General features: G+C 60.3%; 21 protein-coding genes. 11 read left to right on the top strand and 10 right to left on the bottom strand.

Translation table 11 applies throughout. The features are described 5' to 3' along the window. Positions 1-12 precede the first annotated feature (12 nt). Positions 13-1,554, top strand: coding sequence for a DEAD/DEAH box helicase (locus ACST81_RS08940; RefSeq protein WP_438752571.1), 1,542 nt, complete (start codon positions 13-15; stop codon positions 1,552-1,554). Between the two features lie 156 nt (positions 1,555-1,710). After that, positions 1,711-1,941, top strand: coding sequence for a hypothetical protein (locus ACST81_RS08935; RefSeq protein ID WP_438752570.1), 231 nt, complete (start codon positions 1,711-1,713; stop codon positions 1,939-1,941). 44 nt (positions 1,942-1,985) lie between these two features. Here ACST81_RS08935 and ACST81_RS08930 read toward each other — a convergent pair whose 3' ends face one another. Further along, positions 1,986-2,876 carry a DMT family transporter gene (locus ACST81_RS08930; RefSeq protein ID WP_438752569.1) on the bottom strand — a complete coding sequence of 297 codons (891 nt, stop codon included), beginning with the start codon at positions 2,874-2,876 and terminating at the stop codon, positions 1,986-1,988. A 358-nt stretch (positions 2,877-3,234) separates the two neighbouring features. Between ACST81_RS08930 and ACST81_RS08925 the strand changes: the two genes are divergently transcribed. The 5 genes from ACST81_RS08925 (at position 3,235) to ACST81_RS08905 (ending at position 7,138) form a co-directional block, all read left to right on the top strand. Then, positions 3,235-4,629: a circularly permuted type 2 ATP-grasp protein gene (locus tag ACST81_RS08925; RefSeq protein WP_438753460.1), complete on the top strand. Its 1,395-nt coding sequence runs from the start codon at positions 3,235-3,237 to the stop codon at positions 4,627-4,629. 5 nt (positions 4,630-4,634) lie between these two features. After that, a complete protein-coding gene (locus ACST81_RS08920; RefSeq protein ID WP_438752568.1) occupies positions 4,635-5,573 on the top strand; it encodes an alpha-E domain-containing protein in 939 nt (312 codons plus the stop codon). Between the two features lie 21 nt (positions 5,574-5,594). Then, entirely contained in the window at positions 5,595-6,416 is an 822-nt protein-coding gene (locus tag ACST81_RS08915) for a transglutaminase family protein (RefSeq protein ID WP_438752567.1), read from the top strand. Positions 6,417-6,485: 69 nt separating this feature from the next. After that, on the top strand, positions 6,486-6,725 hold the full coding sequence (locus ACST81_RS08910) for a type II toxin-antitoxin system Phd/YefM family antitoxin (protein ID WP_438752566.1): 240 nt from the start codon (positions 6,486-6,488) through the stop codon (positions 6,723-6,725). Continuing rightward, the gene (locus ACST81_RS08905; RefSeq protein ID WP_438752565.1) at positions 6,722-7,138 is read left to right on the top strand and encodes a type II toxin-antitoxin system VapC family toxin; all 417 of its coding nucleotides are present in this window, start codon (positions 6,722-6,724) and stop codon (positions 7,136-7,138) included. The genes ACST81_RS08910 and ACST81_RS08905 overlap by 4 nt, the downstream gene beginning before the upstream one ends. Before the next feature lie 48 nt (positions 7,139-7,186). On the opposite strand, the gene araD is transcribed toward ACST81_RS08905, so the two are convergent. From araD to chvE, 6 genes are all read right to left on the bottom strand, one after another. Continuing rightward, positions 7,187-8,926: an L-arabinonate dehydratase gene (gene araD, locus ACST81_RS08900; RefSeq protein WP_438752564.1), complete on the bottom strand. Its 1,740-nt coding sequence runs from the start codon at positions 8,924-8,926 to the stop codon at positions 7,187-7,189. 61 nt (positions 8,927-8,987) lie between these two features. Then, entirely contained in the window at positions 8,988-10,421 is a 1,434-nt protein-coding gene (locus ACST81_RS08895; protein ID WP_438752563.1) for an aldehyde dehydrogenase family protein, read from the bottom strand. Positions 10,422-10,494: 73 nt separating this feature from the next. Further along, the gene (araD1, locus tag ACST81_RS08890; RefSeq protein WP_438752562.1) at positions 10,495-11,487 is read right to left on the bottom strand and encodes an AraD1 family protein; all 993 of its coding nucleotides are present in this window, start codon (positions 11,485-11,487) and stop codon (positions 10,495-10,497) included. Between the two features lie 230 nt (positions 11,488-11,717). Continuing rightward, positions 11,718-12,917 carry a multiple monosaccharide ABC transporter permease gene (gene mmsB / locus ACST81_RS08885; RefSeq protein WP_438752561.1) on the bottom strand — a complete coding sequence of 400 codons (1,200 nt, stop codon included), beginning with the start codon at positions 12,915-12,917 and terminating at the stop codon, positions 11,718-11,720. A gap of 2 nt (positions 12,918-12,919) precedes the next feature. After that, positions 12,920-14,455, bottom strand: a complete 1,536-nt coding sequence (gene mmsA / locus ACST81_RS08880; protein ID WP_438752560.1) for a multiple monosaccharide ABC transporter ATP-binding protein — start codon at positions 14,453-14,455, stop codon at positions 12,920-12,922. Between the two features lie 119 nt (positions 14,456-14,574). After that, positions 14,575-15,645 carry a multiple monosaccharide ABC transporter substrate-binding protein gene (chvE, locus tag ACST81_RS08875; protein ID WP_438752559.1) on the bottom strand — a complete coding sequence of 357 codons (1,071 nt, stop codon included), beginning with the start codon at positions 15,643-15,645 and terminating at the stop codon, positions 14,575-14,577. A 296-nt stretch (positions 15,646-15,941) separates the two neighbouring features. Between chvE and ACST81_RS08870 the strand changes: the two genes are divergently transcribed. Further along, positions 15,942-16,919 carry a LysR family transcriptional regulator gene (locus ACST81_RS08870; RefSeq protein WP_438752558.1) on the top strand — a complete coding sequence of 326 codons (978 nt, stop codon included), beginning with the start codon at positions 15,942-15,944 and terminating at the stop codon, positions 16,917-16,919. A 54-nt stretch (positions 16,920-16,973) separates the two neighbouring features. Continuing rightward, positions 16,974-17,435, top strand: coding sequence for a hypothetical protein (locus tag ACST81_RS08865; protein ID WP_438752557.1), 462 nt, complete (start codon positions 16,974-16,976; stop codon positions 17,433-17,435). 5 nt (positions 17,436-17,440) lie between these two features. Here ACST81_RS08865 and ACST81_RS08860 read toward each other — a convergent pair whose 3' ends face one another. Then, positions 17,441-17,668, bottom strand: coding sequence for a hypothetical protein (locus ACST81_RS08860; protein ID WP_438753458.1), 228 nt, complete (start codon positions 17,666-17,668; stop codon positions 17,441-17,443). Continuing rightward, the gene (locus ACST81_RS08855) at positions 17,668-17,835 is read right to left on the bottom strand and encodes a hypothetical protein (protein WP_438752556.1); all 168 of its coding nucleotides are present in this window, start codon (positions 17,833-17,835) and stop codon (positions 17,668-17,670) included. The genes ACST81_RS08860 and ACST81_RS08855 overlap by 1 nt, the downstream gene beginning before the upstream one ends. Positions 17,836-18,045: 210 nt before the next feature. Here ACST81_RS08855 and iolG point away from each other — a divergent pair, with 210 nt between their 5' ends. Then, positions 18,046-19,041, top strand: a complete 996-nt coding sequence (iolG, locus tag ACST81_RS08850) for an inositol 2-dehydrogenase (protein ID WP_438752555.1) — start codon at positions 18,046-18,048, stop codon at positions 19,039-19,041. Between the two features lie 318 nt (positions 19,042-19,359). Here iolG and ACST81_RS08845 read toward each other — a convergent pair whose 3' ends face one another. Then, on the bottom strand, positions 19,360-20,595 hold the full coding sequence (locus ACST81_RS08845) for an ROK family transcriptional regulator (RefSeq protein ID WP_438752554.1): 1,236 nt from the start codon (positions 20,593-20,595) through the stop codon (positions 19,360-19,362). 230 nt (positions 20,596-20,825) lie between these two features. Here ACST81_RS08845 and xylF point away from each other — a divergent pair, with 230 nt between their 5' ends. Then, positions 20,826-21,866, top strand: coding sequence for a D-xylose ABC transporter substrate-binding protein (gene xylF, locus ACST81_RS08840; protein WP_438752553.1), 1,041 nt, complete (start codon positions 20,826-20,828; stop codon positions 21,864-21,866). The last annotated feature ends 209 nt before the right edge of the window (positions 21,867-22,075 follow it).

Genomic DNA, 22,075 nt, shown 5'->3' with positions numbered 1-22,075 from the left:
AAAGGCACTACATTGACCACTTTCAAAGACCTTGGCCTCTCCGAGCACGTGCTTTCGACCCTCTCCTCCCTCGGGTTCGAAACGCCGACGCCGATCCAGGCCCAAGCCATTCCGCTCGTCATGGAAGGCCATGACCTGATCGGTCTTGCCCAGACCGGCACCGGCAAGACGGCCGCTTTCGGCCTGCCGATGATCGAAAAGATGATGGCCGACGGCAAGCGCCCCGATCCGCGCAACATCCGGGCCCTGGTTCTCGCCCCGACCCGCGAACTGGTGAACCAGATCGCCGCCAACCTGAAGGACTTCGTCAAGAAGACCCCGATTAAGATCGGTCTCGTCGTCGGCGGTGCGTCGATCAACAAGCAGTCCGAGCAGTTGTCACGGGGTGTCGATATTCTCGTCGCGACGCCCGGTCGTCTTCTCGACCTTATTGCCCGCAAGGCCGTGACGCTGACGCAGGCCCGCTACCTCGTGCTCGACGAAGCCGACCAGATGCTGGACCTTGGCTTCATCCATGACCTGCGCAAGATTTCCAAGCTGGTTCCGAAGAACCGCCAGACGCTGTTGTTCTCGGCCACGATGCCGAAGGCAATCGCTGATCTGGCAGCCGAATATCTGAGCAATCCGAAGCGCGTCGAAGTTTCGCCTCCGGGCAAGGCTGCCGACAAGGTCGAGCAGTTTGTCCACTTCGTCCAGGGCGCCAGCCAGAAGACGGAAATCCTGAAGAAGACGCTGACCGAAAATCCCGATGGCCGTGCCATGGTCTTCTCGCGCACCAAGCATGGTGCCGAAAAACTGATGAAGCATCTGGACCATGTCGGCTTCTCCGTCGCCTCGATCCACGGCAACAAGAGCCAGGGCCAGCGTGAGCGTGCCCTGAAGGCCTTCCGTGACGGCGAAACCCGCGTGCTGGTGGCGACAGACGTCGCCGCTCGCGGCATCGACATCCCCGGCGTCACACATGTCTACAACTACGACCTGCCGGAAGTTCCCGACGCCTATGTTCACCGCATCGGCCGCACCGCCCGTGCCGGTCGCGACGGCATCGCGATCGCCTTCTGCGCACCCGACGAAATCCGTCTTCTGCGCGATATCGAGCGCCTGATGAACATCGAGATCGCCGTTGCCAGCGGCGACGTTCCGGCCGACCGTGCGCGCCCCAAGGGTGCCCGTGGCGGCAATGGCGCACGCAACGCCTCGCGTCCGGCCGGCAATGGCCACAACGAGCGTCGTCCGCGTCCGCAAGGCGGCAGCGACAACGTTCATCGCACCGAACGTGCAGCCCCGAGCCCGTTTGCCGGTGACGATCTTCTTGTCGGCGACAACCAGCAGAAGAAGCAGCATCGCAAGGGTCAGGGTCCGGCAGCGCAGGCTGCCCACGAACAGGCGCTTGCCAAGCGTCCGGGCGGCAACCGCAACGGACGTCCCGGCCAGAAACAGGGCGAATGGCGTAACCGCAACCATGGCGGCGCCAACCAGAACCGCGAAGCCACCGGCCCCGGCGCCCAAACCCAGCGCAAGCGCGCCAACGGCCAGCGCCGTGATGAGGCGTAAGCCTTATCGAAGGCATTGTTATTGAAGACGACGGCGGGATGAAAATCCCGCCGTTTGCGTTTCGTCTCCCCCTTAGAAAAAATTGCCCATTGCCTTGGTCGATTTCGGATGTCGTGCGTTTATCCCCTGAGATAAACGCGCCAAAAGGAGACCATCATGGCCAAGACGTTTGACCTTTCCGACTTCTCCGAAGACGAACTGACCGCCCTGATCGATGAAGCAACCAGCCTGCGCGACACCCAGCGCAGCAGCAAGGCCCGTGAACTTCCGGTGGCGGCCGATGGCTCCAAGGGCCAGGACGTGCATGATCCCAATCACGGCGTCATCACCACACCGACACCGCGCGAGGTGAAGGAAGAAGGCCCGGCTCACGGCGCAACCGCCTGAGCGCGCCACCCCTCATTCAAATGATGTACGTCGGCCCGCCGCGCTCAAGCGTTGGCGGGTGCAGGCTTTCTATTGGTGAGGTAGACGCCGGCAACTGCGATGAACGTGCCGATGATCATCGGCAGCGTTAGGGCCTCATCGAAGAACAGCCAGGCCTGGACAGCGGCAAGCGGTGGCACGAGATAGATCAGCGATGCCGCGCGTGACACCTGTCCCCGCCTGATCAGGTAAAGCAGCAGGACGATCGCTCCCATGGACAGGCCGAACACCGCCCATCCCAAGGCGGCGAACAGCTGGACGCTCCAGACGACGCGCATATCCTCCAGAAAAAACGCGGCCGGAAGGGTGACGATCAGCGCACCGATATATTGCAGGGCAGCGGTCGAACGGATGTCACCTTCTTGCAAATGCCGCTTCTGGTAGATGGTGCCATAGGTGACCGCCGCCATGCCGATAACATTGACGATGACCGGAAAGAGGTGGATCGGCGTTGCCCCGGTGTCGATCACCAGGACCTTGGGCAGCACTGCGAGGCCGATGCCGAGAAAGCCGAGAATGAGCCCGATCTTCTGCTGGCCCGACAGGTTCTCACCCAGCAAGGCCGGAGCGACGGCGGCCGTCATCAGCGGCTGCAGCCCTGCGATTATGCCGGAGATCGCCGCCGGAACGCCCTGCCCGATGCACCACCAGACGGCGCCGAGATAAAGGCCGTGCAGGAAGATTCCCGACACGATGGCATGCCCGGCCGCCGTCCAGGTCTTCGGCCAGGCCGCGCCGGTCGCCACGCAGAAGCCGATGAACAGCAGCGTCGCCCCGAAATAGCGCAGCACCAGGAATGTCAGCGGATCAGCGTAGATATCCGCATATTTCGCGATCACCCATCCGGTCGACCAGAGCATAACGAAAATGGCCGGGGCCAGGCGGTCGAGGGTCATATGGGGTTCCTGATAGGGTATCGTGATCGCAGACTGCGATAGAGCGCCCGCCATTGATGGTCAAAACAAAATTCCTGATATTGACCTTCCGGGCCAACAAGATAACCGCCCATAAAACAGGCAAAAATGATGCCTGTGCCGGACACTGGCTTCTGCCGTTCAAGGACATACAATGTAGCTGCGCTGCAAATCCTCTCAGCCTGCAGCATAAGTCAGCAGAAAGGCCGGTCTTGGCTTAAAAAAGCGGCGATCTTCCACCGGAATTTCTTTTGCCCTGAAACGTGCATGGTTCTTGCATTGCCCCTGTTGTTGTACTCAAATGACAAAAAAGGGGATCACACCGTTGGCATTTGACGAAATGATGAATGCGGACAATAGCCCGCGCCAGCCTTACTCGACTTATAATGATTGGTACGCCAGCCAGGACCGGGCCCGCCTGATTGCAAAATCGAAAGAGGCCGAGAATATCTTCCGCAAGACCGGCATCACTTTCGCGGTCTACGGACACGCGGACAGCGCCGAAAAGCTCATCCCCTTCGACCTGATACCGCGCATCATTTCCGGCCGTGAATGGCGCAAGCTGGCGCAGGGCATCGAACAGCGGGTCATTGCCCTCAATGCCTTCCTCGACGACATCTATCACAAGCAGGAAATCATCAAGGCCGGCCGCGTCCCCCGCGAACTGATCGAGCGCAATGTCGCCTTCCTGCCGCAGATGATCGGCTTCCGTCCGCCGGGCGGTGTCTATACCCATATTGTCGGCACGGACATCGTGCGCACCGGCGAAGACCAGTTCTACGTCCTGGAAGACAATGCCCGCACGCCGTCCGGTGTCAGCTACATGCTGGAAAACCGCGAGACGATGATGCAGATGTTTCCCGAACTCTTCCATCAGAACCGTGTGCGCCCGGTCGAGAACTATCCCTACCTTCTGCGCCACAGCCTCGCGTCGCTGGCGCCTCCCGGCTGCGAAGGCAAGCCGCGCGTCGCCGTGCTCACGCCCGGCATCTACAATTCCGCCTATTACGAACATGCCTTCCTCGCCGACATGATGGGCGTCGAACTGGTCGAGGGTTCGGATCTTCGCGTCATCGACGGCAAGGTGAAGATGCGCACCACGCGTGGCTATGAGGCGATCGACGTGCTCTACCGCCGCGTCGATGACGACTATCTCGATCCGCTGACATTCAAGCCGGAATCGGCGCTCGGCATTCCCGGCATCATGGATGTCTACCGGGCCGGCAACATCACCATCGCCAACGCGCCGGGAACGGGCATCTGCGACGACAAGGCGATTTATTCCTATATGCCGGAGATCGTCGAATTCTACACCGGCCGCAAGGCGCTGCTCGAAAACGTGCCGACCTGGCGCTGTTCGGAAGCCGATAGCCTGCAATATGTGCTCGACAACCTCGCCGACCTCGTCGTCAAGGAAGTGCATGGATCCGGCGGCTACGGCATGCTGGTCGGGCCGACGGCCTCGAAGAAGGAACGGGCGCTCTTTGCCGAAAAGCTGAAAGCGCGCCCCGCCAATTACATCGCCCAGCCGACACTGTCGCTCTCGACGGTGCCGATCCTCGTCAACAAGGGCATCGCTCCACGCCATGTGGACCTTCGTCCCTATGTCCTCGTCTCAGACAAGGTGCAGATCATTCCGGGTGGCCTTACCCGCGTGGCTCTGAAGGCCGGCTCGCTGGTGGTGAATTCCAGCCAGGGCGGCGGCACCAAGGATACCTGGGTTCTGGAGGACTGATACGCATGCTTGGAAGAACCGCAAACGGCCTCTACTGGATGTTCCGCTACATCGAGCGGGCCGAAAACAGCGCCCGCCTGATCGATGCCGGCCTGCGCATGTCGCTGACACGCTCGGAAGCCACGGAAGACGATTGGGACGGCGTGCTGCAGAGTTCGGGTGTCCGTGACATCTACGACGATCTCTATGAAAAGCTGACCAGCGCCGACGCCATCGATTTCCTGCTGCGCGACCGTTCCAATCCGTCGAGCGTCATGTCCTGCATCGACGCCGGCCGCAGCAATGCCCGCATGGTCCGCACCGCGCTGACTCGGGAGACCTGGGAAGCGACCAATGAGTGCTATCTGGACCTGAAGAACATCCTGGCGCGCCGCATCAAGGCGGCGGAACTGCCCGAGGTGATCGACGGCATCAAGCGGAAGACCGGCCTGATCCGCGGCGCCTTCCACGGCACGATGCTGCGCAACGAGATCTTCAACTTTTCGCGCATCGGCACCTTCATCGAACGGGCCGACAACACGGCCCGCATCCTCGACGTCAAATATTACGTGTTGCTGCCGGCGGTCTCGCAGGTCGGTTCCTCGATCGACAATGTTCAGTGGGAATCGATCCTGCGCTCCGTCTCGGCGCACCGATCCTACGGCTGGGTCTACGAGGCCGAATACAAGCCGTCGAATATCGCAGACTTCCTGATCCTCAACGGACGCATGCCGCGCTCGCTTGCCTATTGCTACGACAAGATCGTCAGCAATCTTGGCTATCTCTCGCGCGAATATGGCGAGAGCCATGCGGCGCACACAACGGCGGAAGAAACCCTGTCGTCACTGCGCAGCCATTCGATCAAGGATGTGATGGACCAGGGCCTGCACGAATATATCGAGAATTTCATCAGCCATAACAACCGTTTGGGACAGGAAATCTCAGATGGCTACCGCTTCTACTGAGATTCGGATGGGGAGAGACCGATGCGTCTGAAGATCAGCCACACCACCGAATACACCTATGACGAGCCGGTGCAATATTCGCTGCAGCGCCTGCGGTTGACGCCGCTGACGCAGCCGGGACAAACCGTCATCAGTTGGGAGACATCCGTCGAGGGCGCCAAGATGGAGGTGGGTTATGACGACCATTTCGGCAATCGCGTCAGTCTCGTCAGCGTCAACGGCGATCAGACCTTCATTCGCATCATCGCAACCGGCGAGGTCGACACAGAGGATCGGGCCGGCGTCTACGGCGCGCACCAATCCTATGCACCGCTGTGGCTTTACCTGCGCGAGACGCCGCTGACCAAGACGAGCAAGCCGATCCGCAACCTCGCCAAGGCGATGGCCGGCGACACGGATCTTGCCAAAATGCACGCGCTGATGGAAACGATCGCCGAAACAGTGGAATACCGGCAAGGCGAAACCGGAACGGAAACAACCGCCGAACAGGCGCTGGTGCAAAAGAGCGGCGTCTGCCAGGACCACGCCCATATCATGATCGCAGCCGCCCGCACGCTCGGCCTGCCCGCCCGCTATGTTTCCGGCTACCTGATGATGGAAAACCTGCCGGAGCAAACGGCAAGCCACGCCTGGGCCGAAGTCCACCTCAGTGGTCTCGGCTGGGTGGGATTCGATGCCGCCAACAAGATGTGCCCCGACGATCGTTATGTCCGCATCGCCTGCGGATTGGACTATCGTGATGCCGCCCCTATCTCCGGCCTGATCCACGGTTCGGCGACCGAAGCGCTGAAGGTGGCCGTCACGGTCGAGCAGCAGGGGCAAAGCCAGACGCAGAGTCAGTAACTGTCGCAAGGAAGCGTTTACTTGCCTTGAGTTCTGGTTTAAAATTCAAACCAGAACTGGAGGCGCTTCATGTCAAAAATTGGTGCATTTGAAGCCAAGACGCATTTTTCTTCATTGCTGGACCGCGTTGCAAATGGTGAAGAAATCACCATCACCAAACATGGAAGGGCAATTGCCCGGCTCGTGAGTGCTGAACCCGATGAGGCCACCACGCCTCAGAGTGCCTTTCAAAAATTGAAGGAACTGCGACGGAGCAATACGCTAGGCGATCTTTCTTGGAAAGAACTACGCGATGAAGGTCGGAAATGACAATTGTCATTGACGCTTCGATCGCACTTGCGTGGTGTTTTGAGGATGAGGCTTCGGACGAAACCGATGCGGTGACACAGGATATAATCGCCAGCGGCGGCCTTGTTCCCTCGCTCTTCCATCTGGAGCTTGCAAACGTACTTCTCCAGGCAGAAAGGCGTGGGCGTATCTCAGCCGCCGAGATATCTCAACGACTCGAATTGATTACTCGGATGCCAATTGAGACGGATCCACAAACCGCAGGCAGAGCATGGAGCGAGACACTATCTCTTGCCAGAACGCATAAGCTGACGAGCTATGACGCAGCTTACCTTGAACTCGCCGCGCGCAGTGGAGCATCCCTCGCTACCAAGGATAAAGCCTTGGCGGCTGCAGCCGGCCAGCTTGGAATAGCCTTGGCGATTCCCCGATAGAAGAAGAATGGCCGGAAAACCGGCCACTCGCTGGTTGAACTGAACCGATCAGTGGCTGTCCTTGCCAACCGCGCTACCACGACATCCCTTGAGGAAATCGAGGTCGGCACCGGTGTCGGCGCCCTGGACGTGCTGCTGGTGCAGCCAGGCATAACCGGACGCCGGAAGTTCATGGCTCGGCTTCCACTCGGCCAGGCGGCGTGCCATTTCTTCGTCGGAAATATCGACATGCAGGCGACGGTTCGGAACGTCCAGCTCGATCATGTCGCCATTCTTGACGACGGCCAGCGGGCCACCGACGGCGGCTTCCGGCGAGGTGTGCAGCACGACGGTACCATAGGCGGTGCCGGACATGCGCGCGTCCGAGATACGGACCATGTCGGTAATGCCTTTCTTCAGCACCTTCGGCGGCAGGCCCATATTGCCGACCTCGGCCATGCCCGGATAACCCTTCGGACCACAGTTCTTCATGACCATGACGCAGGTCTCGTCGATGTCGAGATTGTCGTCATTGATCTTGGCCTTGTAGTCGTCGATGTCCTCGAACACCACGGCGCGGCCGCGATGGGTGAGAAGATGCGGCGAAGCGGCCGACGGTTTCAGGACAGCACCCTTAGGAGCAAGGTTGCCGCGCACGACGACGATGCCGCCCGATTGCGTCAGCGCCTTTTCCGCCGGCAGGATGACGTCCTCGTTCCAGTTCACGACGTCCTTGACTTCATCCCAGACGGTCTCGCCGGACACTGTGAGCGCATCCTTGTGCAAGAGGCCGGCCTCGCCGAGACGCTTCAGCACGACCGGCAGGCCGCCGGCGTAGAAAAACTCTTCCATCAGGTATTTGCCCGACGGCATCAGGTTGACGATCGTCGGAACATCGCGGCCACAACGGTCCCAGTCGTCCAGCGTCAGGTCGATGCCGGCGCGGCCGGCCATGGCGAGGAGATGGATGACGGCGTTGGTCGAGCCGCCGATCGCCGCATTGGTGCGGATGGCATTTTCGAAGGCCTGCTTGGTCATGATGTCGGAGGGCTTCAGGTCGTCCTTGACCATCTGCACGATACGCCGGCCGGTGATCTGTGCCATGACCTTGCGGCGGCTATCGACACCCGGGATCGCGGCGTTGCCGGAGAGAGCCATGCCGAGCGCTTCGGCCATAGAGGCCATCGTGGAAGCCGTGCCCATCGTGTTGCAGGTGCCCGACGAACGGCTCATCGAGGCTTCAGCCTCTAGGAACTCGTCCTGCGTCATCTCGCCGGCTTTCACCATTTCGGAGAACTTCCACAGATGCGTGCCGGAGCCGACGCGCTCGCCGCGGAAATAGCCGTTGAGCATCGGGCCGCCGGTGACGACGATCGACGGCAGGTCGACCGAGGCGGCCGCCATCAGCAGCGACGGGGTGGTCTTGTCACAGCCGACCATCAGCACGCAGCCGTCCATCGGTTGGCCGCGAATGGTTTCCTCGATCGAGAGCGCCGCAAGGTTGCGGTACATCATCGCGGTCGGACGGAAGGTGTTTTCCGAGGCCGAGAACACCGGCACTTCCATCGGAAAGCCGCCGGCTTCCCAGATGCCCGCCTTCACCTTCTCAGCCAGCTCACGCAGATGGCCGTTGCAGGGCGTCATATCCGACCAGGTGTTGAGGATGCCGATGACCGGGCGCCCATCGAACAGGTCGTGCGGATATCCCTGGTTCTTCATCCAGCCGCGGTGATAGATGACGTCACGGCTGGTGCCGCCGTACCATTCCTGCGACCTCAGTCTGCGCGGCCATTCCGCTTTTTTATGCATTGTCCTTGTCCTTTGAACAACCGGACCGGATCGGCCGCCGTGACCGATCCGACCGGAAAACTTACGCCAGCGTGTAGGCAGTCTTGACCACAGTGAAGAACTCGCTCGCGTACTTGCCCTGCTCGCGCGAGCCGAAGGAGGAGGCCTTGCGGCCGCCGAACGGGACGTGGAAGTCCACGCCCGCCGACGGCAGGTTGACCATCACCATGCCCGCTTCCGAATTGCGCTTGAAGTGCGTCGCATGCTTGAGGCTCGTCGTGGCGATAGCGGCCGCCAAGCCAAATGGCGTATCGTTGGCAACGGCCAGCGCTTCCTCGTAATCCTTGACGCGGATCACCGATGCGACCGGGCCGAAGATTTCCTCGCGGCTGATGCGCATCTGGTTGGTGGCCTCGGTAAACAGCGTCGGCTGCAGGAAGAAACCGGGATTGTCGCGCTTGATCGTCTCGCCACCGAAGGCAAGCTTGGCGCCTTCTTGGCGGCCGATGGCGATATAGTCGGTATCGGTCGCCAGTTGCCGTTCGTCGACGACCGGTCCGATATGGGTGCCGGCCTTCAGCGGATCATCGACCACCAGCGTCTTCAGCTTTTCGGTCAGGGCCGCCACGAACCTGTCATGGATGCCTTCGGTGACGATCAGGCGCGAGGAGGCCGTGCAACGCTGGCCGGTCGAGAAGAAGCCGGAATTGGCGGCTGCTTCGACGGCAACGCTGAGATCCGCGTCCTCCAGCACGACCATCGGGTTCTTGCCGCCCATTTCCAGCTGGAACTTGCGGTTATGCTCGATGGAGGCGCTTGCCACCCGTTTGCCGGTGCCGGTCGAGCCGGTAAAGGTGATGCCGGCAAGATCCGGGCTTTCGAGCATGGCTTGCCCCACGACCGAGCCCTTGCCCATGACGAGGTTCAAGACGCCCTTCGGCAGGCCGGCGCGGTGGAGGATGTCGACGATCGCCCAGGAGCAGCCCGGCACCAGTTCGGCCGGCTTGAAGACGATCGTGTTGCCATAGCAGAGTGCCGGCGCGATCTTCCAGGCGGGGATGGCGATCGGGAAGTTCCACGGCGTAATGATGCCGATGACGCCGATCGGCTCGCGGGTGATCTCGACGCCGATATTCGGGCGCACGGACGGCAGAACTTCACCGGCCAGACGCAGCGCCTCGCCAGCGAAGAAATCGAAGATCTGGGCGGCGCGGATGGTTTCGCCGATCGCTTCCGGCAGGGTCTTGCCTTCTTCGCGGGCCAGCAGGCGGCCGAGTTCATCCTTGCGGGCGAGGATCTCGTCGGACGTCTTCTTTAGGATCGCATGGCGTTCGAGAATGCCCGAACGCGACCAGGCCGGAAAAGCCTGCTTGGCGGCCGCGATCGCGGTCTTGGCATCGTCGGCGCTGGCCGAGGCATAGAGGCCGACGACCTCGTTGGTGTTCGACGGATTGATGTTCTCGACGCCGTTGCTGCCGACCCATTCGCCGGCGATCAGGTTATGATGAAGTGTCATGGGCTCAAGCCCTCCTTGTTTCTTGTCCGCGCGCACCCTTGGGACAGGCACGCGCCCTGTCAAAAACGGCCGCTCAGAGTTGGCCGATCACGATCTCGTCTTCGGCGGCGAGCGCCAGTGTGTTGCGCAGCGGCAGGCCGAACTCGGAAGCCTCGATTTCAAAGATATCGCCGGCCTGCGTCTTGATACCGTCGCCGAAAGATAGCGTCGCCGTCCCGAACATATGGACATGCACATCGCCCGGCGCACGGAAAATGCCGTATTTGAAATGATGATATTCCAGATTGGCGAAAGTATGGGACATGTTGGCCTCGCCCGACAGGAACGGCTTTTCCCAGAAGACCGCGCCATCGCGGATGATGCGTGAGGCGCCGCGAATATCGCTAGGGGCTTCACCGACGCGGATTTCCGGGCCGAAGCTTGCCGGACGCAGCTTTGAATGCGCAAGGTAGAGATAGTTCACCCGCTCGGTGACGTGGTCGGAAAACTCGTTGGCCACGGCAAAGCCGATGCGAAAAGCCGCACCCTTGTCCGAAATGACGTAGATGCCGGCCATTTCAGGCTCCTCACCACCATCCTCGGCAAAGGACGGGGAAACGAGATCGCCGCCGGGGGCTACGGCCTGGCTGCCATTGCCCTTATAGAACCATTCGGGCTGGACGCCCTTCTCGCCGGCCTTCGGCTTGCCGCCTTCGAGGCCCATCTTGAACATCTTCATCGTGTCGGTGGCGCCTCCCTCGACCTTGGAGACCGCAGCGTGCATGGCGTCACGGGTGGATGCTGAACCGAGATGCGTCAGGCCCGTACCGGTGAGGTGGAGATGGGCAATGTCCGGATGCGTGATCGGCGGCAGGAACCGGCCCTTGGCGTAGACGTCCTGAAGATCGATTTCCTCGCCAAGGCCGTGCGCATCGACGACAGCCTTCAGGCTCTTGCCCGAATTCGCCGCTTCCATCGCCAGCGCGTAGACGCTGGCCGCGCCTTTCACGGCGCGCGCGGCCTCGCCCAATTCACGAACGGCAACCGTGATCGAGCCGTCATTGTTCTTCACCTGGGAAATCAGCACAGCTTTGTCCTTTTCTAAATCCGGGCTGTCCGGTCGGCGTCAAGCGGGGCTTTCGGCAACGACAACCCATCGGGAGACACGGCAGGCGCTCCCACACATGGTGGCATGCCACCGTCTCATCATGAATGCGCGGGCCGGGGCGTCATCGTTTCGATGCGAGCGCGAGACGCGCTCCGGTCCAGGATTTGCGCGCCGGCAGATGCCGGCGACGCGGGACGGATCGGAACCGATCAGCCCTTGTTCTTGTTGTAGACGTCGAAGAACACGGCAGCGAGCAGGACCAGGCCCTTGACGAGCTGCTGGTAGTCGATGCCGAGACCCATGATCGACATGCCGTTGTTCATCACGCCCATGATGAAGGCGCCAATGACCGCACCGGTGATCTTGCCGACGCCGCCGGAAGCGGAAGCGCCACCGATGAAGCAGGCCGCGATGACGTCGAGTTCGAAGCCGACGCCGGCTTTCGGCGTCGCCGAGTTGAGGCGGGCCGCGATGATCATGCCGGCGAGCGCTGCGAGAACACCCATGTTGACGAAGGTATAGAAGGTCAGGCGTTCGGTGTTGATACCCGAAAGCTTGGCCGCCTTCTCGTTACCGCCCATCGCATAAATACGGCGGCCGATCGTCGAGCGGGTGGTGACGAACGTATAGAGCGCGATCAGCACGGCCATGACGACGAGGACGTTCGGCAGGCCTCGATAGGTCGACAACTGGAAGCCGAGGAAGATCGCGACCACGGCAATGATGGCCATCTGGGCCGCGAAGAAGGCGAAGGGCTCATTCTCGGTGCCGTGCTTGTCGTTTTCCGCGCGATCGCGCAGGCCGAAATAGATGGCGAGAGCAACCAGCGCCAGGACGGCGACCAAGGCAAACATGTTGGTGATCAAGCCAGGAGCCGGGTTCAGGAACCACAGGATATCAGGCACGAAACCGGTGGAGAGGACCTGGAATTCCTTCGGGAACGGGCCGATCGGGCGGTTCTGCAAAACGAGATAGGTGAGGCCGCGGAAGACGAGCATGCCGGCGAGCGTGACGATGAAGGCCGGAATCTTCTGGTAGGCGATCCAGTAACCCTGCGCCGCGCCGATCACGCCGCCAAGGATGAGACACAGGGGCACGACCAGCGAATAATGAATGCCCATCTTCACGAGCATGATGGCCGAAAGGCCGCCTGTCAGAGCGACGATCGATCCGACAGACAGATCGATATGTCCGGCGACGATGATCAGCAGCATGCCCAGCGCCATGATGACGATGAACGAGTTCTGCAGGATCAGGTTGGTGATGTTGACGGGGCGGAACAAGACGCCTCCGGTCACGATCTGGAAGAACACCATGATGACGACGAGGGCGACGAGCAGGCCGTATTCGCGGATGTTGGCCCGCAGATATTCGCCGACAGACTGGGTGGTTTTGGTTTCGGTGACCATGATTAGTGTTTCTCCCCGGAACGCATGATGGCGCGCATGATTGACTCCTGGCTGGCTTCAGCCCTGGAAAGCTCGGCCACGATGCATCCCTCGTTCATGACGTAGATTCGGTCGCAGGTTCCGAGAAGTTCGGGCATCTCCGACGAGATCATGAGGATGCCTTTGCCCTCTGCGGCAAGCTGGTTGATGATGGTGTAGATTTCATATTTCGCGCCGACGTCGATACCGCGCGTCGGTTCGTCGAGGATCAGGACCTCGGGATTGGTGAACAGCCACTTGGACAGCACGACCTTCTGCTGGTTGCCGCCGGAAAGATTGACCGCTTCCTGATAGATCGAATGCGAACGGATGCGCAGCTTCGTCCTGTAGTCGGTCGCGACGGTGCGTTCCTTGCGATCGTCGATCACGCCGGTCGATGATACCGCTTCGAGATTCGACAGCGTCGTGTTGTGCATGATGTTGTTGCTCAGCACGAGGCCGAGATGCTTGCGGTCTTCGGTGACATAGGCAAGACCGGCATCAATCGCACGTGGAATGGTGCTGACATCGACCTGCTTGCCGTGCATGAACACGTCGCCGGTGATCTTGTGGCCCCAGGACTTGCCGAAAATGCTCATCGCGGTCTCGGTACGGCCTGCCCCCATCAATCCGGCGATACCGACGACTTCGCCGGCCCGCACGGTGAAATTGATGTCATGGAGGAACTGCCGATCACGGTGATGCTGGTGGAAGACGTTCCAGTGCTTCACTTCCAGCAGCGTACCGCCGATCTTGGGTTCGCGCGGCGGGTAGCGGTCTTCCATGTCTCGGCCGACCATGCCCTTGATGATACGGTCTTCGCTGATGTCCTCGTTGTGACAGTCGAGCGTTTCAACCGTGCCGCCATCGCGCAGGATGGTGATCTTGTCGGCGACCTTCTTGATCTCGTTCAGCTTGTGCGAAATGATGATCGAGGTCATGCCCTGCTTGCGGAATTCCATCAAAAGCTTCAGGAGCGAGTCGGAATCGGTTTCGTTGAGCGAAGCGGTCGGCTCGTCGAGGATCAGCAGGCGCACCTTCTTCGACAGCGCCTTGGCGATTTCCACCAGTTGCTGCTTGCCGATACCGATGTCGGTGATGCGGGCCGTCGGCGGCTCCTTCAAACCCACCTTCTGCAGCAGATCCTTGGTGCGCGAGAAAGTGTGTTTCCAGTCGATGACGCCCTTGGTAGCGACTTCGTTTCCGAGGAAGATGTTTTCGGCGATCGACAGAAGCGGCACGAGCGCCAACTCCTGGTGGATGATGATGATCCCGAGATGTTCGCTGTCGGAAATGGTCGAGAAATGGCGAACCTCGTTGTCGTAATGAATGTCGCCGTCATAGCTGCCGGCCGGGTAAACGCCGCTCAACACTTTCATCAGTGTCGATTTTCCGGCTCCATTTTCGCCGACCAGCGCGTGAATTTCACCCTCGCGGACCTTGAGGTTGACGTTGTCGAGCGCCTTGACGCCCGGGAACGTCTTGGTGATGCCCCGCATTTCCAGAATGATGTTGTCCATGGTCAGGTATTCCTGCGGCAGTCCGTGAATGATGAGGTCAGACAGGCCGACAATACAACTCTCTCATCAAGATAAAAGGGCCCGCAAGTGATCGCGGGCCCAAGTTGAAAAAGACGGGATCAGTTGTTGATCTGGTCTTCGGTGTAGTAACCGGCGCCGACCAGGATGTCCTTGGCGTTGGTCTTGTCGACAGCAACCGGCTTCAGGAGGTAGGACGGGATGACCTTGACGCCGTTGTCGTACGTCTTGGTGTCGTTAACTTCCGGCTCCTTGCCGCCGAGGATGGCGTCCGTCATGGTGACGGCGACCTTGGCCAGTTCGCGGGTGTCCTTGAAGACGGTCGAATACTGTTCGTCAGCCAGGATCGACTTGACGGACGGAAGTTCAGCGTCCTGGCCGGTCACGACCGGGGTCTTCAGGTCGCCCGAGCCGTAGCCGACGCCCTTGAGAGCCGAGAGGATACCGATGGACAGACCATCGTAGGGCGACAGAACGCCGTTGACCTGTGCGTCCGTGTAGGTCGAGGAGAGCAGGTTTTCCATGCGGGCCTGTGCAACGGCACCGTCCCAACGCAGCGTACCAACCTGGTCCATGCCCTGCTGGCCGGACTTCACGACGATGTCGCCGCTGTCGATGAGCGGCTGCAGAACCGACATTGCACCATCGTAGAAGAAGAAGGCGTTGTTATCGTCCGGCGAACCGCCGAAGAGTTCGACGTTCCACGGCTTCACGCCGGCGAAGTTCTTCTTCAGGCCGTCCACGAGGCTGGTTGCCTGCAGAACGCCGACCTGGAAGTTGTCGAACGTTGCGTAGTAGTCGACATTGCCGGAATCGCGGATCAGACGGTCGTAAGCAATGACCTTGACGCCGGCTTCGTGAGCCTTGGCCAGGATGTCGGAGAGCGTCGTGCCGTCGATGGCGCCGATGATGAGAACCTTGGCACCCTTGGTGACCATGTTTTCGATCTGGGCGAGCTGGTTCGGAATGTCGTCGTCAGCGAACTGCAGGTCCGGGGTGTAGCCGGCTTCCTTGAACAGCTTTTCCATGGTTTCGCCGTCGGAGATCCAGCGGGTCGAGGTCTTGGTCGGCATCGAGATGCCAACGGTGCCCTTGTCCTGAGCGAGCGCCGGAACGACGAACGACGCCACGCTGAGCGCTGCGGCGGCAAGAAGCGAAGTAATCAATTTCATGTATCTCTCCCTGAGTGTTGATCCAGACAAGCATCGGCTCGTCTCGATATGTGCAGCGCTTCGCGTAACCACGAGATCCAAACGATCCATGGCGGAGGTTTAAGGGGTGAAAGAAAGCCCTCCCAGGCCTTACACGCTCCTGAGCACGCTGGCGCACATGGCTGCAAACTGGAATCAAACATCATAACTGTCAAATGCAATATAGGTGTATCCGCATAACATTTTTGATATAATCATCGACAACAGTGTGATTTTTTCACAAAATTAACCGATTTTTCTCGGGAGGCGGGTAAAATATGGACGATCCGGTGCTGCTCACATCCGTGCCTGCGGATTATTCCGAACGCGGGATCTTTCGATCAGGCTTAAAAATGAGTCACCTCCAGCTGATTCTCGCCATCGAGGACCATGGTCAGATCAGTGCGGCAGCCGATGCGCTGAGCATTTCGCAGCCGGCCGCCTCGCGCATGCTCGGTGAAGTCGAAGCCATCCTGAAGGCACCGCTCTGCGCCCGTGTCGCGCGCGGCGTCGAGCTGACGCAGTATGGCAGGGCACTTGCCCGAAGGGCTCGCACGGTGTTTCTCGAACTGCGGGAAACAGCTCGCGAAATCAACGAGTTGAGAACAGGAAGCGGTGGCTCCGTTTCCCTTGGGTCGGTAACCGGACCAGCTCTCAACCTCGCAGTTCCGGCCATTCGCCAGGTATCCACCGCCTACCCGGGCATCGAGATCAACATCCAGATCGAGAACAGCAACGTGCTGGTGCGCGAACTTCTTGCGGCACGGCACGACTTCGTCATCGGCCGTATCCCTGACGACATTGACCCGCGGCAATTCAACCTGATCGAGATCGGCGAGGAAGACGTGTGCCTGATCGTACGAGAAGGACATCCGCTTTTGGAAAAGGGCATGGTCGCGACCACCGACCTGCCCGGTTACGACTGGGTTTTCCAACCATCGGGAACCCTTTTGCGGCGCGCGGTCGAGGACAGTTTTTTATCGGCCGGCACGCCCCTTCCCGCCACGATCATCAATACGTCGTCGATCATCCTGACCATTTCCATCGTGCGCAACTCCAATGCGATCGCTCCGGTCGCCCGCGACGTCGCCAATCTGATCGCCAGCAACGGCGGCCAGGCGGGGGAAATCCGTATCCTGCCAACAGACTTCGATATCAGGATAAGGCCCTACAGCCTGATCACCGCCCGCGGCCGTGCCCTGCCTCCCAGCGCCAAACTGCTCTATGATCTCATCCTGAAGCAGAGCACGGCATGATCAGGCCCGCAAAACCTTGATATGCTCAGATTTCCGCCGCAAATGGAGACGGCCATGTTCGGAATGTCGGTATTCCAGTCGGTGCTGGAGCGATTGAAAACGGAAGAAGACGCGGAGGCGGAACTCCGCGACGAGCAATCGACGGCCCCTTCCATTCGCGGCCTCAATGCCGGCTTCGTCGGCAACCTCGCAGTGTCGGCGGGACTGGCGGACAGCCGCGCGGTGCAGCGCGCCTATTTCGATACGGCCGGCGACGACATGCTGGTGCCGCCCAAGCCGCTTCCCGCTCCCGTTATTCCGGATCATCTCAGCCGCGTTCGCCCCGAGGAAATCGCCACCGATTTGGGCATCACGGGAACAGAGAGCCAACAGAGCCTCGCAGACAAGCGCCGGACCTTTGCGGCCGACAATCATCCCGATCGCCATCATCCGGATTTCCGCGCCAATGCCACCATCCGCATGAAGATTGCCAACATGCTGATCGACGAGGCGCAAAGACGCTTGCGAATCGCCTGATCCGCTCAGGCAGGATCGTCGGGCTTTGCCTCTTCGATCATTTCCGTCTTGGGCTTGAAGAAAATAATCAGCACGCAGGCGGCATAGGTCGAGACGGCGAGAAAGATCATGCCCCAGGTGTTCTCGCCGTTGTAGAATTCCACCGCCGTCCAGGCCGAGCAGAAGATGACGATCAGAAGCCGAACCCAGAGCGGCCGGTAGAACGGGTGGTCCGGGTCAATGAACTTCATCATCATGCAGAAACATCCTCGGTATAAGCCGAACCATCACGGCCGGGCGTCAGGGCAACAGCTTTATGTCCAAAAAGATGCCCGCCGCAAGGGGACGACACCTTTAACGGCTTGACGGAGACATCTTGAATGGAATAAATATTCCGAAAATAAAAAAATCTACTTTTCATTCCGATTTATATCCGCTGCGGGACAAGAGTTCACGGATGTGCATCGAATGAAATGGACCAAGAGCGGTTGTTATACTTGGGACTGTCAGGCGCCCAAAAGCCCTTGAAACGCAACCATCGAAACCTCTACCTATAACGCCTGTCCGGAGTGAGCGTCATCACACCGCCCCCCTTCGCGGCGACCTGCCGCTCGACGAAAAGAGATGTAACATGACTGTCAGATTTGGTCTTCTCGGCGCCGGCCGCATCGGCAAGGTTCACGCCAAGGCCGTCAGCGGCAATCCGGATGCGGTGCTCGTCGCCGTGGCGGATGCGTTTCCGGACGCGGCGGACGCGATCGCCAAACAATATGGCTGCGACGTCCGCACGATCGAAGCGATCGAAAAGGCCGGTGATATCGATGCGGTCGTCATCTGCACCCCGACCGACACCCATGCCGACCTGATCGAGCGCTTCGCCCGCGCCGGCAAGGCGATCTTCTGCGAAAAGCCTGTTGATCTCAATGTCGGCCGCGTGCGCGAATGCATGAAGGTTGTCGAGGAAACCAAGGGCAAGCTGATGGTCGGATTCAACCGCCGCTTCGACCCGCATTTCATGGCCGTGCGAAAGGCGATCGACGATGGCAAGATCGGTGACGTCGAAATGGTCACCATCATCTCGCGCGACCCTGGTGCTCCGCCGGTCGATTATATCAAGCGTTCGGGCGGCATCTTCCGCGACATGACGATCCACGACTTCGACATGGCCCGCTTCCTGCTCGGCGAAGAACCCGTCATCGTCACCGCACACGCCGCCGTTCTCGTCGATCCGGAAATCGGCAAGGCCGGCGACTATGACAGCGTCTCCGTCATTCTCGAAACCGCGTCCGGCAAGCAGGCGATCATCTCGAACTCGCGCCGCGCCACCTATGGCTACGATCAGCGCATCGAAGCGCACGGCTCGAAGGGCGTCGTCTCGGCGGAAAACCAGCGCGCCGTCTCGATCGAGATCGCCAATGGCGACGGCTATACCCGCCCGCCGCTGCACGACTTCTTCATGACCCGCTACACCGAAGCCTATGCCAACGAAATCGCCGGTTTCATCTCCGCGATCGAAAAAGGCACGACGATATCGCCGTCCGGCGCCGATGGCCTTGCCGCACTCGTACTCGCCGATGCGGCCGTCAAGTCCGTCGCCGAAAAGCGCCAGATCCGCATCGAAGCGTAATCCAGATTCGAACATCTATGGAAAGGCCGGGTTTGACCGGCCTCAGACCGCTGACGAACTCCCAGGCCGGTTGTTTGAGAACGAGGCAACACCCACTCTCCCTCATCCTCGCCCTTGTGGCGGGGATCCAGCGACCCGACGTCCGTCGGGTCAAAAGACTCTTTCAGCTCAATGATTTGAGCTGGCTGGATTCCCGTGACAAGCACGGGAATGAGGGAGAGAATGGTGGCTCCGCACTCCCCAAACGATGTCCAAAATCGCGGAAAGATGACTTTGTCAGCACTCCGAAGGCCGGGCTTGACCGGACTTTCTATTTTATCAGGCGATATCACCGGCTGCGGGAACTGGCCGAAAGGCAGCGATGTCATGATCCATATCGGTCAGCGCCCTGTCGAGGTGTCCATCAAAGACCAGACGCTGTTCGTCGAATATCACCGAAATCTCCGGGCGCCCCTGCAGGCGAACCTCGTGCGACTGCTCCAGCCCCTCGTCGACCCCTCGCTGCAAAAGATCGAAATAGCGCGTCCCCGGCCCGGTGATGGAAATCGGCATGCGGTCATAGAGACTGAGCAGTCTGGAGAGACCGTTGCCGAGCGCGATACCCGCCTGCCGGAAGGCATACCCCGCCATGCGGTTTCCCTGGCGGGCACTCGTTGCGATCTTGTCCATTTCGGCAAGCGGCACGAACTTTGCCGGGATCGTGTCCGGCGGAACCTCGAAGGCGGTGCGCAGGATGCCATAGAAGCCGGCGGATGCCTCGATACAGCCGAAAGAGCCACATCGGCAGAGGCAGCCATTGGCAGCATGCAGCATATGGCCGAAATTCGGCGCCGTGACTTCCAACTCCCCGAACCTGTCCTTGCGCGCGACGCCAAGCCCGATGCTATGGCCCAGCGACAGCGCCGCCAGCCCCCGGAAACCGCCGTTCTGGCTGGCATCCGCCTTCATGCCGAGAGCCTGGGCAACGAGCAATGTTTCGTTGTTCAGGGTCACCTTGGCGCGCCATTCCTGCTCCAGAAGGGCCGCGAAATCGATCTGTTCTCCCCCCAGGACCGGCGACCACAGAAGCCGCTTGCCAGCCGGATCGACTGTCCCCTTGCTGCTGATCGACACAGCAAGAACCTGCGCCCGCTCCAGCCGCGAGCGTTGGACGAGCCGATCGAGCGCATCGAGGAAACCGGCGGCGAAATGCCGCGTCCCGGCAAAACCGTGATTGCGCGGTTCCTCAAAACGGTCGATCAGCCGTCCAGAATAATCGACCAGCGAATATTGAATGGCATCGGACGAAATGCGCACAGCGATGAGATACCCGCTGTCGCGGCGCTGGGCGAAAAAAACGCGCGGGCGGCCACGACCGGACGGCGCCTGCTGTTCCGCCTTCTCGATGACGCCGACACGTTCAAGGTCCGCGGTGATAGCCGAAACGGTGGCCGATGCCAGACCGGTATGTTCGGAAATATCGGTATGGGAGAGCGAGCCCAGGCGCCGGAGCGTCGCGAGCACCAGGGCGCTGTTCTGCTGACGCACCAGTTCGGTGCTGGATTTTGTCAGCATTGCGTATCCCTGTTGCCACTGAAGATTCCCACGAACACATGCCCCTCCCAAAGCATCTGCGGCTCCGCCAGAGCTTTTTCAAAGCCTTGTTGACAGCCTTCTAAAACTCTGACATCTATTTTCTCGACTGTCGAGAAAAAACTCTTATCGGTTTTGCGACAGCATATTGGCTGGCCGGGGGCTGTGCGGGAGGTTCGCATGGACGGCCAGCGGTCACTTGGGAGGACTTCATGAAATCAGTTTTGAAACTGATGGCAGGCGTTGCCATCATTGCATCCTTGCACTCCGTCGCGCACGCCAAGGACCTCGTGGTCGGCGTTTCCTGGTCGAACTTCCAGGAAGAGCGTTGGAAAACCGACGAAGCCGCCATCAAGGCAGCACTCGAAGCATCGGGCGACAAGTACATCTCCGCTGACGCCCAGGCATCCGCCGCCAAGCAGCTGACCGACATCGAATCGCTGATCGCTCAGGGCGCCAACGCCATCATCGTTTTGGCCCAGGATTCGGAAGCCATCGGCCCGGCCATCGAAAAGGCCGCCGCAGAAGGCATCCCGGTCGTCGGCTACGACCGCCTGATCGAAAATCCGGCTGCCTACTACATCACCTTCGACAACAAGGAAGTCGGCCGCATGCAGGCCCGCGAAGTGTTCAAGGTGAAGCCGGAAGGCAACTATGTCTTCATCAAGGGCGCATCGACCGATCCGAACGCCGACTTCCTCTTCTCCGGTCAGCTGGAAGTGCTGAAGGAAGCCATGGACGCCGGTAAGATCAAGAACGTCGGCGAAGCCTACACCGACGGCTGGAAGCCTGAAGCTGCACAGAAGAACATGGAGCAGTTCCTGACCGCCAACGACAACAAGGTCGACGGCGTCGTTTCGTCCAACGACGGCATGGCCGGCGGCGTGGTCGCGGCTCTCGAAGCCCAGGGCCTGGCTGGCTCGGTACCGGTTTCGGGCCAGGACGGTGACAAGGCTGCCCTCAACCGCGTCGCGCTCGGCACGCAGACCGTTTCGGTCTGGAAGGACTCGCGCGAGCTCGGCAAGAAGGCCGGCGAAATCGCAGTCGCTCTGGCTGGCGGCGCCGCCATGGATGCCGTCGAAGGCACGGTCAAGTTCTCCGGCGGTCCGAAGGGCGTCGAAATGAACTCGTTCTTCATCGCTCCGCAGCCGATCACCAAGGACAACCTGAACGTCGTCATCGACGCCGGCTGGATCTCCAAGGAAGAAACCTGCCAGGGCGTCAAGGCCGGAACCGTTGCTGTCTGCAACTGATCCGATCCTGACCATGGGCATCTAGGGTCCCGTCAAGAGCGCCGCAACGGCCACCGTTGCGGCGCTTCTCCGATGCGCAGACGCGACCCGGCGCATTTCCTCGACCCATGTTGGTCCAAGGATGATGCCCAGTGGTACAGTGACAACATTTACGGCAGCCTTGGCGCGGCATCCGGCGCATGGCGCTGTAGAAGACAGCAATAAAGGGG

Source organism: Pararhizobium sp. O133 (assembly GCF_051669845.1).
In the GTDB taxonomy this organism is placed as follows: domain Bacteria; phylum Pseudomonadota; class Alphaproteobacteria; order Rhizobiales; family Rhizobiaceae; genus Pararhizobium.
Note: the sequence above shows the minus strand (reverse complement) of the source record. Positions and strands in the feature narration are given on the sequence as shown.

Coding starts and splice junctions, on each gene's coding strand:
- ACST81_RS08935 (WP_438752570.1), top strand. CDS start 1,711: ATGGCCAAGACGTTTGACCTTTCCGACTTCTCCGAAGACGAACTGACC.
- ACST81_RS08930 (WP_438752569.1), bottom strand. CDS start 2,876: ATGACCCTCGACCGCCTGGCCCCGGCCATTTTCGTTATGCTCTGGTCG.
- ACST81_RS08925 (WP_438753460.1), top strand. CDS start 3,235: ATGATGAATGCGGACAATAGCCCGCGCCAGCCTTACTCGACTTATAAT.
- ACST81_RS08920 (WP_438752568.1), top strand. CDS start 4,635: ATGCTTGGAAGAACCGCAAACGGCCTCTACTGGATGTTCCGCTACATC.
- ACST81_RS08915 (WP_438752567.1), top strand. CDS start 5,595: ATGCGTCTGAAGATCAGCCACACCACCGAATACACCTATGACGAGCCG.
- ACST81_RS08910 (WP_438752566.1), top strand. CDS start 6,486: ATGTCAAAAATTGGTGCATTTGAAGCCAAGACGCATTTTTCTTCATTG.
- ACST81_RS08905 (WP_438752565.1), top strand. CDS start 6,722: ATGACAATTGTCATTGACGCTTCGATCGCACTTGCGTGGTGTTTTGAG.
- araD (WP_438752564.1), bottom strand. CDS start 8,926: ATGCATAAAAAAGCGGAATGGCCGCGCAGACTGAGGTCGCAGGAATGG.
- ACST81_RS08895 (WP_438752563.1), bottom strand. CDS start 10,421: ATGACACTTCATCATAACCTGATCGCCGGCGAATGGGTCGGCAGCAAC.
- mmsB (WP_438752561.1), bottom strand. CDS start 12,917: ATGGTCACCGAAACCAAAACCACCCAGTCTGTCGGCGAATATCTGCGG.
- mmsA (WP_438752560.1), bottom strand. CDS start 14,455: ATGGACAACATCATTCTGGAAATGCGGGGCATCACCAAGACGTTCCCG.
- chvE (WP_438752559.1), bottom strand. CDS start 15,645: ATGAAATTGATTACTTCGCTTCTTGCCGCCGCAGCGCTCAGCGTGGCG.
- ACST81_RS08870 (WP_438752558.1), top strand. CDS start 15,942: ATGGACGATCCGGTGCTGCTCACATCCGTGCCTGCGGATTATTCCGAA.
- ACST81_RS08865 (WP_438752557.1), top strand. CDS start 16,974: ATGTTCGGAATGTCGGTATTCCAGTCGGTGCTGGAGCGATTGAAAACG.
- ACST81_RS08860 (WP_438753458.1), bottom strand. CDS start 17,668: ATGATGAAGTTCATTGACCCGGACCACCCGTTCTACCGGCCGCTCTGG.
- ACST81_RS08855 (WP_438752556.1), bottom strand. CDS start 17,835: ATGAAAAGTAGATTTTTTTATTTTCGGAATATTTATTCCATTCAAGAT.
- iolG (WP_438752555.1), top strand. CDS start 18,046: ATGACTGTCAGATTTGGTCTTCTCGGCGCCGGCCGCATCGGCAAGGTT.
- ACST81_RS08845 (WP_438752554.1), bottom strand. CDS start 20,595: ATGCTGACAAAATCCAGCACCGAACTGGTGCGTCAGCAGAACAGCGCC.
- xylF (WP_438752553.1), top strand. CDS start 20,826: ATGAAATCAGTTTTGAAACTGATGGCAGGCGTTGCCATCATTGCATCC.